Here is a 13,888-nt window from a genome sequence, read left to right as displayed (position 1 = left end):
CAGGAGAGCCTCATGCGCCCTATCCGGCCCCCGTTTGCCCGTTCACTGGGCTTCACCGTTTTTACCGCGGCTCTGAGCTGCATGGCCGCTCCCACCCTTGCAAACAACGGCAGCGACTACCCGCCTGGCGCATTCATCGTCGCCGACTATCAAGCACGGCTGGAAGCCAACAAAAAGGCTGAACGGCAGAGCGCTGAACAGACCCAGGCGCTGCTGGCGTTGTCCCAGCAGTGGCAGCAGGCGCCGACTGATGCCAAGGGCGCGGCGCTGCGCCAGCTGCAGGCCAAGGCTGCAGAGCGTCAGGCCTTGCTGCTGGATCTGGCGGCAACCAGCCCGGCCCAGGTACTGAGCGCGACCCTGTCCGCAGACCAGCAAAGCGGTATGCCGGCCGAAGTACAGGCAATGCTCGAGCAGAAGCTGGAAATCGAAGGCGACGCCGAAGTCGTCATGGAAGACTACGCCGACGGCGGTCACCGCTTGCGCCACTTCGTCAAAACCGCAGCGGGCGAGCGCTTCGAATTGCATTTCGCCAACACGCCGCGGTTCATCGCGAGCGGTCAGCCAGTCCGGGCCAAGGGCCATGTGCTGGCAGCGCAGGGGCAAGACGCGGAGACGGACGGCGCCATGGTACTGGGCTCCGACGACGACCTGCTGACCCTGGCCTATGACGGCATCAGCAGCGGCAGCACCACTGACCCCTCGACCTACAACACCCTCGGTGAACAGCGGGTTGCGGTGATGCTGGTCAATTTCCGGAACAAGCCCGATGAAAAACCCTGGACCTTGAGCCAGGCGCAGAATTTCATGTTCGGTACCGTCAGCAATTTCTTCAACGAAACCTCCTACGGCCAGACCTGGCTCAGCGGCGACACCCTAGGCTGGTACACAGTGCCGCTGGACGGCGGCAACTGCCCGTCCGGCATCACTGCCGAGGCCGATAAGATCGCGGCGAGCAAGGGGATCAACGTCAACGACTATGACCGCCTGGTGTATATAGTCGCGCCCTCCAGCGGTTGCGGCGGCAACTGGGCCAATGTCGGCGGTACCCCGTCCCGCGCCTTCATCACCGCCGGGCTCGATCTGCAGATAGTCGCCCACGAGCTCGGCCATACCTTCGGCCTGATGCATTCCAAAGGTCTCAGCTGCAGCGACGGCGTCATGGCCGGCACCTGCACCAAAATCGAGTACGGTGATCAGTTGGACGTGATGGGTAGCCGTGACGCCCATATGAACACCTTCCAGAAGCAATGGCTCGGCTGGCTCGACTACGGGGTGTCGCCGCCGGCTCAGGAGGTCAGCAGCAGCGGAACCTTTAGCCTATCGCCACTCGAGAGCAACGATGAAAATGTCAAGGGCATCCGGGTATTGCGCGGTGTCGACCCGGCGACCGGCCAGAAAAGCTGGTACCACCTCGAGTACCGCCAGCCCATAGGCTTCGACCAGGGCTTGTTCAGCACTACGGATATCCGTAACCATCCCGAGAACCTTAGCAACGGCGTGGTGATCCACCTGGGCAGCGAAGGCGATCGCAACAGCAGCTTCCTGCTCGACATGACGCCGGGCAGCGACTCCAGGAGGGGCACCCGCGACCTGAGGGATCCGGCCCTGGTGGTGGGCAACAGCTATGTGGACGAAGCGGCCGGCCTGACCATCACCACCCTTGCTGCCGCCGGCAATGGCGCGACCGTGGCGGTCGAGTACGCTAGCGGTAGCGGTAGCGTCAATACTCCGCCGCTGGCCAAGAATGACAGCGCCACGACCAGCGCGAACACCGCGGTGACCATCGCCGTGCTGGCCAACGATTCGGATCCGGATGGCGACAGCCTGAGCGTCACCACGATCAGCGGCGTCAGCAACGGCACGACCAAGCTCAACAGCAACGGCACCATCAGCTTCACCCCGGCCAGCGGCTTCAGCGGCACCAGCAGCTTCAGCTATAGCATCAGCGACGGTAAAGGTGGCAGCGCCAGCGCCCAGGTCAGTGTTTCGGTCGTGGCCGCGACCAGCAGCCTGCAGGCACCGGTGGCTAACAACGATCAGGTCAGCCTGAGCAGCATCAGCCCAGTGGTGATTCCGGTACTGGCCAACGACAGCGACCCGCAAGGCGCCAAACTGACGGTGATCGCTGTGACCCAGGGCAGCAAGGGCACGGTGGCCGTCAACGCCGACGGCAGCCTGACCTACAGCCCGTCGCGCGGTTTGAAGAGCAGCGACAGCTTCACCTACACCATCAGCAACGGTAGCAAGAGCGCCAGCGCCAGCGTCACTGTGACCCTGCAGCAGAGCGGCGGCAGCACTGGTGGCGGCGGCAAGGGCAATGGTAAGAACGACTGAGGACGGGCCACCCCTCCTGACCTACCGATGTCACATGCAAGGATGGACGCATCGCTGGCTGCGGAAACCCCTGTGGCCGCTGGGGGCGTAACCCTGGTGTTACAGGTACGCGAAAACAGCTAGGGCGGTGGCGACAGAATAGGAAAAGGGGCGGTGCCTGTATGGTACCGCCCCTTTCCGTTTCTAGGTTACCTCTCGTTCACTGCAGGCTTCAATTCTGCCCAATACATTCAGGGCACGGCGCGCACAGTGGGCATTCGCTCAGCGGAATGTCCTCACCGTTCGGACCCGGCACCCGCTCGCCATTCTCATCCAGCAGGTACAGGATCTCGCCGCCGGCACCCCTGAGGGCAGTATCGTCGGAGTCTGTGGGGTCTACGCCGCCGAACAGACCGGTGGCATCCACCGTGGCCTCATTCAGGAAGCCGGCATAGGACGGCTGGTATTTGTCGTCGGTCGGATCGTCCGGCGTGCCGTTGTCGTCGAATGCGGAAACTTCCGGCGCACTCGGCAAGTAGCACAGATCCACAAAGTCACCCAGGTTGATCGATGCCCCCGGATTCAACTGGGTGAGCCCGGCCTCCGCGATAGCGTCCACACCAATTCCGGCCAGCGCAGGGATCTGGGCATCGGTAACGAATGCAGTTTTCAGCGGATCGGTGAGGCTTGTATTGGTGACGATGATGGTCGGGCAAACCTGGGCGACCAACACCCCATCCATGGCCATCAGGCGGACATCGCGGTCATCCGGGCAATCCTTGTCGATCGAGACAGCCGGTCTCGGCGAGAACGGACATTGAACCGCCGGATCGCTGGTGGAAGAGTCATCATCATCGCCATTGCTGCTGCTGCCCTTGCCAGTAATGGTATTGGCAACATTGAGATCGTCTGCGGAGTTGGCTGCGCTGGTGCAAATCACTTCCAGCTCTACCGACGCCCCGATCGCCAGACTACCGGTGAAGGTACCGCCATTGGGCACGGTCACGTAGTCACCCACTGTCAATGGAACATTCACGGCCGATCCACCGACCTTGGTCAGCGAGCAGCTCGGGCCACTGGTATCCTCCCTGATCTGGATATTGTTCAGCAGCAAATTGCCATCGTTGAGCAGGGTCACCGTGTTCTTGGTGGTGAGGACGTTGCCGTTAACGGTCTGTTCGGTACAGGCCTTGGTCACGTCGATGCTCGGCTCTCCCGGGGTGAAGCAGAAGGAGATATGGCTCAGGCCATAGTACTTGCCATTGCTCGGGTTGACCGGCGAGTGCAGGCCGGTGTCGGAGGTGGCGCCGGGGTTGTAGACGTACAGATTGGCGTTCGGGCCGCCCTTGGCGACAACCGCATTGACGACACCGCCGGATGCCTCCCAGTCAAACACCGGCCCGGCGCCGGTGGTCCTGACATCGATCGTGATGGTGACGCCCTGCGACGTTAGGCTGCCATCCGCCGGGTTGTCGAACTTCAGTTCGAAAGCGCCATAGCCCAGCCCCGAGCAGGTCGGGTTACCCGCCTCGAACGTCGGATTTACGTGGGTGGCGAATGCCAGGGGTTGGGCGAGTGCCAGCAGCATAACCAGCAGCAGCCGGATACACCTGCGCCAGTAGAAATGCGTGAAAGATCTCATATGGTGTTCCTCCACTTCATCGGTTGTGTTGGAGGCTCCCATGACGCTGGTCTCCTCCGTCGTGCATAGCCTTTTGCGGTCGGCGACAACTTGCCCGGCCTCAATACTGGGAACCGCCACTTATGGCGAACTCGACTACCTGAGCCCGCAGCAAGCCGTACACCCGCTCCCTCAGTGCTGCGCAACGAGTGCAATAGCGTTTGTCCAGTGCACGAACCGGCCGTGGCCGGACCTCCCACCTCTCTAAGCACCGGGCAGGATTGCCGCGAGGGCAACGCCAAAGCCGAGTGGTTTTGGCACCTTATCGGTTACATGATCCATGCCAGCTAGCTAACTAATTGAAATAAAAGAATTTTTATTAAGTTTCCGAGATCTTCCACGAGCTGCCCTGTAAAGCTGCCGGCACAGGAAACTCACCATTTTGGCCAAGTTATTGAAACTAAAAGGAATATTCAGGGGAAGAGCTTGTTAACCGGAGGCAACATTGAGCGAAGCCAGGTCCTCGGTTGCTCCGGCGCCTTGCCCGGCCGGGACCTTGGCACAGCTCCCCGATTGGCTAGTGCGCTGTCGAGCCCTTCGGAAAAGGCCATCCGATCAAGTGCGAGCAGCATGATTTGGTGGGCGGCAGCCAATCATGGCGTTTCGCCCAGTTTGTTACGCGCTTGCAACGCAGCCTGGTTGCCAGGCGTTGGACAACCGCTGGTCGCTTCGCCCGCTCTCGCCGCAACCCGCAACCTAGAGCCGGAAAGCCCTAGAACGGGGCTTGCGGGCGGCTATTGCGGTCGACACACAGCGGCACATTTTTCTTATGACTGATCTGTATAAAAAGCGTACAGCCACCGTGCTAAAGTCCCGCCGCCTTTACAGGTGATCAGAAACCAAACAGTGGCTGATCACTTTTGAAATAGTCTGGACGGGAAAACAGTACCGCCCGGTTTGCATCCCCAACGCTGAAAGCTCCTCTCCCGAGAAAGGCATAACCAGGGCAACCTGGCGACGCAAAGTTACGGGTCCCTCGTGGATCGCCGAACTGCCGAAGGAGGGCGTCATCACGCACGGAAGTGCCGTGAAGAGGACTTTCGCTGTTATCCAAGCGAGAGAACTCTCATGCTTCGCCCGTACCGTTTCGCCCTGCCCCTGGCCCTGGCCGCTTTCTGTAGCCTCGGCTCCCCCGTGCTGCTCGCTGAAACCAGCGACGCCCACACTCATTCACAGCCCTCCGGCGCCATCACTGCTCAGATGGCACGAGAGTCCGCCAGCGCCCGCACCCTGGAGCTGCTCAGCCTGCACAAGCGCTGGTTAAAGGCTCCGGTCAACGAGCGTGCGCAACTGCGCCAGCGACTGCTGGAAAAAGCCGAGCAGCGCCGGCAATTGCTCGGCGAGCTGATACAAAGTCACCCGGCCGAAGTGCTGAGAGTGGCGATCCCCGAACGGCGGCAGCTAACCATGCCTGCCGAAGTCGTCAAGTTTCTGGAGCAACAGGTCGAGATTGCTGGCGAGTCGGAAGTCTTTTATGAAGATTATGAAGACGGTTCCCATCGGCTGCGTCGCTTTGTGCGCACGCCTTTCGGCGAACGCTTCGAGCTGAACATCGCTGGGGCGGGAGCGGACTTCAACAATGGTGAATCCCTGTCGGTAGCCGGCGTCTTGCTGGCCCAAGCGGATGGTGACTCGGACGGTGCCCTGGTGGCTAACGAAGGAGACATCGCCCTGGCGCAATGCTGTACCCAGGAAAGCGCCGCTGGTACCCCTCCGCCGGCAGGCGCCTATACCTTTGGCGAGCAGAAGACCCTGGTCCTGCTGGTCAATTTCCAGGACAAGGCCGAGCAGCCCTGGACCAAGGAACAGGTTCGAACTGTGGTTTTCGGCACTGCCAACGACTTCTACCTTGAAAACTCCGGTAACCGCACTTGGTTGAGCGGTGAAGTGGCCGGCTGGTTTACCCTGCCGGTCAGCAGCACCAGCTGCGATCAGTGGGCTCTGGCGACGGCGGCGAACGAGGCCGCTAAGGCTACCGGCATCGACACTTCGGCCTATCGTCGGCTGGTGTATGCCTTCCCGAAGAACGCCTGTGGCTGGACAGGCCTCGGTACTGTCGGCGGTTCCAGTTCCTGGGCCTGGCTGAATGGCGCCGCGACCCCCTACCTCGCGGGACACGAACTCGGGCACAATCTTGGCCTGGGTCATTCGATGGGGCTGGAGTGTGGCGATAACGTGATCGAAGGCAGTTGCTACAACGTCGGTTATGCCAATCGCCTCGATATCATGGGCAGCCCCCATACCGGCCATTTCAATGCCTTCCAGAAAGAACGGCTGGGCTGGCTTGACGATGGGCTGCTGACCATCAGCGGCGCTGGCAGCTATAACGTCGAGCCCTATGCGGGTAATGGCAGCGGTATCAAGGCATTAAAGGTACTGCAGGGCACCGATGCGGCGACCGGGCAGGAGTCCTGGTATTACATCGAGTTTCGCAAACCTGTTGGCTTCGACAGCTTTATCGCCAAGGGCGGTACCCTGGTGAATGCCGACAACGTCACCAATGGCGTTGTGATCAATCGCGGCAATCTGTCGCTCTGGGACAGCAGCCGCCTGCTGGACATGACCCCCGAAAGCGACGCCAGCACCTATTACGACTTCAACGACCCGGCGCTGGAAGCCGGCAAGGCGTTTCAGGACCCGGTGGCAGGGGTGGAAGTCATGACCAACTGGGTTGACGATACCCGGGCCAATGTCACCGTAAGCCTCGGCCAGCAGAAGTGCGTAGCGACCGCGCCTACGATCAGCGTTACACCCGAGGCAAGCGATTGGGTCACGGCAGGCAGCGCCGTCGAATATGTCATCACGGTATCGAACAACGACAGCCAGTCCTGCAACACGACGCCCTACAACCTGAGCAGCACCATCCCCTCGGGCTGGAGCTATAGCTTCGGCAACCCGTCGTTGTCGCTGTCGCCGGGCGAAACGACCAGCACCAGCCTGATCGTGACCTCGTCGGCGGCTGCGCCGGACGGCTTTTACGATATTCCGGTGACGGTTACCGGCAATGGTACCCAGATGTCGGACAGCGCCACCTACGTCATCGACTCGCAACCGATAAACAATGCACCGGTCGCCCAGGATGACGCTGCACAAACGTCAGCGGCTACGCCAATCATCATCAGGGTGCTCGACAACGATTCGGATCCGGATGGCGACAGTCTCAAGATCGTATCGCTGAGCGGCGTGAACGGCAGCGCCACGATAAACGGCGATGGCACCCTGACCTTCACGCCGGCCAGCGGCTTCAGCGGAACGGAAACCTTTGCCTATAGCATTTCCGATGGCAAGGGAGCTTCCGCCAGCGCCAACGTTGCGGTGAACGTCAGCGCGTCCACGACGAACCAGACGCCGGTGGCGAGGGACGACAGCGCTTTGCTGACGACCGTAACCTCACTCAGGATCGCGGTTCTGGCCAACGACAGTGATCCGGACGGCGACGCCCTGCAGATCGTAGGCCTGACGCAGGGCGCCAAGGGACGCGTGACCCTGAACGCGGATGGCACCCTGACCTATACACCGACCCGGAGCTTCAAGTCGACCGACTCGTTCAGTTACACCCTCAGCGACGGCGAGTTGACGGCAACGGCGATGGTGACCGTCTCGCTGGATCAGAGCGGCGATACGGGCACCGGTACCGTAAACGGTAAAGGGAGAAAATAACGGAAAGTCTGGGGGCTGTCGGCTCGCTTGACAGCCCCCTTTTGGCTAATGGGCCGCTTGGTCCTGCGCGATGAAGCCCTCGATGACCTGCTGAAAGGTTTCGTACGGGTGGGCACCGTAGAGGTAGCGCTCCACTGTCACGACATCGGGCGTCGTTTTATCCAGCGCACCGAAGTAGAAGAAAGGCGTGCCCCTGACCCCGGCGGAAACCCCCAGCTCGAAATCGGCTCTGATTTGTGGCGCAGAGCGCCCCTGCTCCATACAGTTCAGGAAGCGCGGAGTATCCAGCTTCAGCGACGTCGCGTAGGACTCCAGGTCCGCCATGCTCACGCCGGTCTGGTTCTGAAACAGGAGGTCATGCATCGGCCAGTACTGCTGCTGGTCGCCGGCGCATTGCGCCGCCATCGCTGCTCTCGGCGCCAATGGATGCAATTTCTGTAGCGGAAACTCCTTCAATACGATCTTGAGTTTTCCGGTATCGACAAATTCCTTTATCAATCGCGGATGGGTCTGCTCGAAATGCCGGCGGCAAAACGGGCATTGATAATCGGTGAATTCGATCAATACGACCGGCGCATCCTCCCGCCCCAGATAAGGCGATCCGGCAATGTTCATCGCCATCGGCAACGGCGGCTCCGCCGGCGGTTGCGTGGCCGTTACCTGATCGTTACCGGGCTTTGGCTGAGCCGTCAGCAGCCGCTTGATTTCGCTCAGCTCCCGCTGCACGGCTGCCTGCCCCTCCTGCAGCGCCTGTAGTTGCGAGCGGATGGCGTCAAGCTCGTCCGCTGCCTCGGCTTGAGCAGCAACGCCACTAGCGCAAGCCAGGATCAATATGAATATTCGGGCCGCAAGCCACTCGGCAGCCGCGCACCGGCCTCCCTTACCGACCTCGTTCATCGCCTGTCCTCCCTCGCTCCAGCGCTGTCAGTTTCAACTCGGGACATCCGAACCCTAGCAAGTCTCCATCCATCAACCTGGGATGTGGCGTCATTCCCGCGAAAACGGGAATCCACATAAATCAGCAGGTTGCTGGATCCCCGCCTACGCGGGGATGACGACAAGGGGTGGTTAAGGATGAACACCCGTTTGGCAAGCATAGTGCGGCTTGCGAACCGGCTCGCGCCACGACACAAAAAAAGGCGGCGACCCCAACCGGCCGCCGCCTTGCTGTTACCACTTCGGTCGAGTCGACCCGTTATTCCGGTACAATCGGTGTACAGGCCGCCGGAGCAACCGGAATGTTGGTCACGGTACAGGTCACATCCTCACCCGGCAGCAGCGACGTTAATTCCACGCTAGTACCGATTTCGGTGGTGGTGCCGGTATCGTCACAGCTCCAGAAGGACTGGAAGCCATCAATCGAGCCGATGGTCGTGTTACCGGGACCGTTAGCTACGGTTTCGCCCACGAGTACCGGTCCGTAGGTAGTACCGGCACCGGATCCGGACGACGTCGTGATCACGAGCGCACCAGTTGTACCTCCGTTGCCCTGTCCCTGCGTTTCCCTTTCAACGGTGGCATCGTTACCGTCGTTGATAATCAGGTCGAAGGTGGCCAAGCTGCCTCCGGTCACCACCTTGTTGATCGTGACGGTCGGCCGGCGGACGTTGGTGATGGTGCAGGACTTGCTGTCGCCCGCCCCGACGGTCACCGAGCCATCGCTGGCACAATCACCACCGATGGTAGCGGTGTAGTTAGCCAAGTCCGTACCGCTACCGGCAACCTCGCCGACAGTATGGCCACCCAGTGTGACTTCGAGCGGCCCGAAGCCGCCACCATCGCCTACATTGGTCGCTTCAGCGGCGCCGTCGAGGCGCAAGGTGAAGAGACCGCCGTCTTCGGCATCACAGGCATTGACCACCACTTTCGTCGCGGCGATCTCGCCCCGCGCCCTGTTGAGGTAGGTGCAGTCCACCGTGTCAAGCGGCTTGAGGTCGAAGCTGACCGTCCGTGCAACCGATGTATCGATCGTGGTGCCGTTACTTGTAGACGATGCCGAGCAGTCGAGACTAATGAAATCAAAGCCCAAGCTGTCGGGATCGGTCTCGGTCACGCTATACGCACCGGCGAAGACTGTAGTGCCATAGTCTTTGCTTTGACCGTTTTGCAGCGAGAACGAACTCGGGTCCAGGCCACCGGTCGTGGTGTATGCAAAGGACGTGGCGGTAGGGTCCGGCGACGGGTCGGTCACTTTACGGATAATGACCGCACCGCAGTTCGCGATGTTGACGTCGCCCGGGCCCACCAGGTCCTTCATTTGCGCCTGGGCAGAGTTACCGGACGACCGGCTCACAGCGAAGGCTTTGCCGAAAGCGAGGCAGACGTTGGCATCGAACACGCCGGCGCCGGTCAGGTCGATACCCGCCTCGCCGAACTCGTTGAGCTGCAGCGTCTCGCTGACGCTGGCTGTCGCAGGAGACGGAGGTGGAGTGAGGTCATCACCGACTGGGCCGACCACAGAGGTGTTCACCCTGGCCTCGGCGAAGCCAAGTTCGGTGAGATTCGTCGAAGCCCCCCAGCACGGCGGGCTGTTGCTGCCGACCTCGCAAGCGCCGCTGTCTACCCAGCGCCGCAGGGTGATCGTCGGCGTATCGGTAGCACCGCCCTCGAAGTCATAAACGATGAGCATGTCGCCAACTGTGCGTTGGACCAGGCCGTCGCTATTGCTGCCGGGACAAGGCGTTTCACCCTGGTTGAACTCGAACCCGATATGGGCCGACGGCGAGGTGGTGTTCTGCGGAATACGCACCCAGCCGAGGTTGAGGATGACATTGCCGTCGACGGTGCTGCTGCTGATGTAGACCCGCTTGAGGTCATCCTTGTTGGGCGCCTTGGCGCCCTTTAGTACCGCGCAATTATCGTCCTGCTTGGTGCCGCCGGCAAAGGCGGTGTCGCTGGTGGTCGCCTGGGCATCCTCGAGTGCCGTTATCGACCAGCCCGAAAACACTTCGTCTGCTATGCGGTAGGGGGCCGTACCCTCGTCCCACTGCACTGCGGCGAAGTCATTCCAGTCGAGGACAGAATCAGTAGGGGGATCATCAGTACAGGTTCCAACGAAATCCAGATTCCCATCGTCATCTTCGAACCCCGAGAGGGGGCACACGGCCTGCGCTTGTCCGGAGAATAACCCCATCAAAAGCACCAGCGGTAGACTCAACGTCAAAGCGGACATCACTCGAAAGAATGGCGTCCTACACTGAAACGTGAATGATTTCATTACCCACCTCCATGACGGCAGCGGCATTGAGTGACTGCAGTCTGTATCGGAACTTCCTCACGCCCTGCGTTTCTGGCAGCTGAACGGAAATCCCAAGTGGTTCATCTCCTCTCCCTGTATCCGGTAGTTTCTACAGGTCCTCATACCCTCGTACGCTGCCCGTCGCATGACCCTCCCTCGACCATGCAGTGACCAGAGCAGAAACCACCTTCGGCGGGAACACACAAACTGCTGACTGCGGATATGGCACTCCGGCGCTCCCCATCAGCTTCAGGTACGGCAACACCGCACCTAAACCTGCGACTCACAAGCAAGCAAGTGACGGGCCATATCTATAAGTGCATGATTTATAAATAATTAAATTACAGGCCGGGAGAAAGTCCAGACGCTATTGCACGCCAAGAGAGGCAATGGCAGAGGGGTTTGTTAAGGCAGATTGACAGCATTCCCCGAACCCGGCCCGGCCCTGCTGCCGAACTCCATGGATATCAGGGATTTGGCTGCCTACAGGGGCGGTTGCGGCTGTACAACCGGCGAGACAGGCGCCAATCAGGGGCGATGACGAATACCCACTTCGTAAGGAGCTTCAACCACGTAGGGCGGATGCAACCCGCGCGGTAGGCAATGCGTGGCAGGCTAGGGCGGATCGGGCGATTCACCCTACGAGGCTGCGACGAGACTGCGCGCCCCGTTTGTCCCTACGCTTCCCCCCTCTCCCTAACCCTCTCCCCGGAGGGGCGAGGGGACTGATCGGCGTAAGTCGCGCAATCGTGTATCAAATCACCAGGGCAGGCCATGGGTACGCCTCGCTCAGAACTGGCGCCCCTGGCTCTGCCAGGCATCCTGCGGCAGGCTCACACCCTTGAGCTTGTTGCGGTATTCCTGGGTGACGTCCTTTGCTTCGTTGACGCTCGCCACCGCCGTCGGGGTGATCAGCACCACCAGCTCGGTACGCCTGACCGCCTTGCCCTGGCTGCCGAACAGCCAGCCGAGCCCGGGAATGTTGCGCAGGTAGGGCAGGCCCTCGTTGGTGCGGCTGTTGTTCTCGAGGATCAGCCCGCCGAGCACCAGGGTCTCGCCGCTTTGCACGGCGACGTTGGTGTTGATCCGGCGCTGGGTGATGGTCGGCGAGTCGATGCCGGAGGTGGTGGTCGGTTTGACGTCGTTGACTTCCTGGGTGATCTCCAGGGAGATCATGCCACCGGCGTTGATCCGCGGCTTCACCTCCAGCAGCACGCCGGTGTCCTGGTACTGGATGGTGCTGGTGACCAGCGCGGAAACCCCGGTATCGGGGTCGGTGACCGCTCCGCCGGTGTCGGTGGTTTCCGAGGTGCGGATCGGCACCCGGTCGCCGACGCGAATGGTCGCGGCGCGGTTGTCCAGCACCATCAGGCTCGGCGAGGACACCACATTGATCTTCGAGTCGCGGGCCAGCAGGTCGAGCAGCACGCGGGTACCGGCCGCGTCGAACACCGCCAGCGAACCGGTGGGGGTCAGGTCGGTCGGGGTAACCAGGGGGAAGCGGCCGAGGACGCCGCGCACGTTCTTGCCGTCGATCGAGCTCTTGAAGAACCATTGCAGGCCATAGCGCAGCTCGTCTTCCAGGGCGACCTCGACGATGGTGGCTTCCACCAGTACCTGCAGCGACAGCACGTCGAGGCGTTGGATCGCCTGCAGGACCTTCTCGTAGTCGCCGGGGGTGGCCATCACCAGCAGGGTATTGGTTTCGTCGTCGGCGATGATGCTGACCTCGCCCACGTCCAGGCTGGCGCCCAGGCCGTCCGGGCCGATCAGCACCGGTTCGCGGCCGAGCTCGACCTCGGTTTCGCCGTCCGCCGCCGCCGAGGCCGGTAGTATGGGCGGCTCGCTGCGGCGCGGGCGGCCCTGCTGGTCGTCCGGGCTGGTGTCGCGCCCCTCGAACAGCTGGGTGAGGATGTCCGCGATGGTCTCGGCCTTGCCGTGCTGTACACGGTAGACGTGCATGCTCACGCCCTGGCCGCCCTCGGCCCGGTCCAGGCGTTCGACCCAGGCCCGGGCATCCTCCAGGTACTTGGCTTGGGGGGTGATGACCAACAAGGCGTTGAGCCGCTCGATCGGCAGGAAGCGCACCATGCCGGCCAGCGGCCCGCCCGCCGAGTCACCGAAGATCGCCTCCAGTTCCTTGAGCACCACCTGGGCGTCCGCCGCCTCCATTCGGAACAGGCCGACGGACATGCCGCGCAACTGATCGACATCGAATACCCGGACCGTCTCGCGGATGTTGCTCAGCTCCTCCTCGGTGCCGGCTACCAGCAGCAGGTTGCGCGTCTCGTCGACCTGCATCAGGCCCTTGACCGGCTTGAGCGGTTCGAGAATCTTCTGCAACTCGCCGGCCGCGACGTAGCGTAAGGGGATGACCAGCAGCTGGTAGCCGCGCAACTCGACCGGATTCAGTCGGGGCACCAGGGCGCTCGAAGGTGCGGCATCGACCGGCACCACTTCGTAGAAGTTCTGCGACCTTACCAGCACTGCCCCGTTGACCTGCAACAGCGCCTCCAGGGTCGGCAGCAGGGCATCGCGGGTCAGCGGCCGGCTGGTCTGCAGGCTGACCGTGCCGCTGACGTTGGGGTCGAGCACATAGTTCAGGCCGAGGATCTCGCCGAGGATGATCTTGACCACCTCGGCGACCTCCATCTGCTGGAAGTTAAGGGTGATCTCGCCTTCCTGGTCCAGCGGCTGGCTGGGCATGCCGCCGAGGTCGACCATGCCGCCGGAGCCGCGGTAGATCTCCGCGCGGGCCATCGGCTTGGCGGCAGCCGGTTGCTCCGCCGTCTGGTGGGGCAACGGCTGCCCCTCGGGCCGCGGTTGGCGCACGCTGCTGAGCGGTTGCGTCTGGGCCGGTTCCTCTTTCTTGCCCCAGGGATTGTCGAAGGTGGCCCGATCGCCTCCCGGAATGGCCGCGCAAGCCGCCAGCAGCAGATAGCTGCAGAGCTGGAATGGGCGAGCCACTATCCTAAGCATCTTCATCTGCATTCTCC

6 protein-coding genes and 1 riboswitch are annotated in these 13,888 nt (G+C 61.8%); of the genes, 2 read left to right on the top strand and 4 right to left on the bottom strand.

Translation table 11 applies throughout. From position 1 onward, the window contains the following. Positions 1-81: 81 nt before the first annotated feature. A complete protein-coding gene (locus ACUTAF_RS20870) occupies positions 82-2,334 on the top strand; it encodes an Ig-like domain-containing protein (protein ID WP_445581756.1) in 2,253 nt (750 codons plus the stop codon). A 211-nt stretch (positions 2,335-2,545) separates the two neighbouring features. Here ACUTAF_RS20870 and ACUTAF_RS20865 read toward each other — a convergent pair whose 3' ends face one another. After that, a complete protein-coding gene (locus ACUTAF_RS20865) occupies positions 2,546-3,997 on the bottom strand; it encodes a hypothetical protein (RefSeq protein ID WP_445581755.1) in 1,452 nt (483 codons plus the stop codon). A 921-nt stretch (positions 3,998-4,918) separates the two neighbouring features. Next, a riboswitch (cyclic di-GMP riboswitch) is annotated at positions 4,919-4,993 on the top strand. 69 nt (positions 4,994-5,062) lie between these two features. Between ACUTAF_RS20865 and ACUTAF_RS20860 the strand changes: the two genes are divergently transcribed. Beyond that, on the top strand, positions 5,063-7,654 hold the full coding sequence (locus ACUTAF_RS20860) for an Ig-like domain-containing protein (protein WP_445581754.1): 2,592 nt from the start codon (positions 5,063-5,065) through the stop codon (positions 7,652-7,654). Positions 7,655-7,699: 45 nt separating this feature from the next. Here the strand turns inward: ACUTAF_RS20860 and ACUTAF_RS20855 are convergent, their stop codons facing one another. The 3 genes from ACUTAF_RS20855 to gspD all read right to left on the bottom strand — a co-directional run bounded on the left by ACUTAF_RS20855 (position 7,700) and on the right by gspD (position 13,877). Continuing rightward, positions 7,700-8,551, bottom strand: a complete 852-nt coding sequence (locus ACUTAF_RS20855) for a DsbA family protein (protein WP_445581753.1) — start codon at positions 8,549-8,551, stop codon at positions 7,700-7,702. Between the two features lie 298 nt (positions 8,552-8,849). Continuing rightward, positions 8,850-10,871: a prealbumin-like fold domain-containing protein gene (locus ACUTAF_RS20850; protein ID WP_445581752.1), complete on the bottom strand. Its 2,022-nt coding sequence runs from the start codon at positions 10,869-10,871 to the stop codon at positions 8,850-8,852. 810 nt (positions 10,872-11,681) lie between these two features. Then, positions 11,682-13,877 carry a type II secretion system secretin GspD gene (gene gspD / locus ACUTAF_RS20845; protein ID WP_445581751.1) on the bottom strand — a complete coding sequence of 732 codons (2,196 nt, stop codon included), beginning with the start codon at positions 13,875-13,877 and terminating at the stop codon, positions 11,682-11,684. Positions 13,878-13,888: the final 11 nt, after the last annotated feature.

The organism is Pseudomonas sp. SP16.1 (assembly GCF_052682975.1).
The sequence above is the reverse complement of the archived record's forward strand: the minus strand, read 5'-3'. Positions and strand labels throughout refer to the sequence as shown.

Bases quoted from the DNA above. Each gene is read 5' to 3' on its own strand.
- ACUTAF_RS20870 (WP_445581756.1), top strand. From the start codon at position 82: ATGGCCGCTCCCACCCTTGCAAACAACGGCAGCGACTACCCGCCTGGC.
- ACUTAF_RS20850 (WP_445581752.1), bottom strand. From the start codon at position 10,871: ATGAAATCATTCACGTTTCAGTGTAGGACGCCATTCTTTCGAGTGATG.
- gspD (WP_445581751.1), bottom strand. From the start codon at position 13,877: ATGAAGATGCTTAGGATAGTGGCTCGCCCATTCCAGCTCTGCAGCTAT.
- ACUTAF_RS20855 (WP_445581753.1), bottom strand. From the start codon at position 8,551: ATGAACGAGGTCGGTAAGGGAGGCCGGTGCGCGGCTGCCGAGTGGCTT.
- ACUTAF_RS20860 (WP_445581754.1), top strand. From the start codon at position 5,063: ATGCTTCGCCCGTACCGTTTCGCCCTGCCCCTGGCCCTGGCCGCTTTC.
- ACUTAF_RS20865 (WP_445581755.1), bottom strand. From the start codon at position 3,997: ATGGGAGCCTCCAACACAACCGATGAAGTGGAGGAACACCATATGAGA.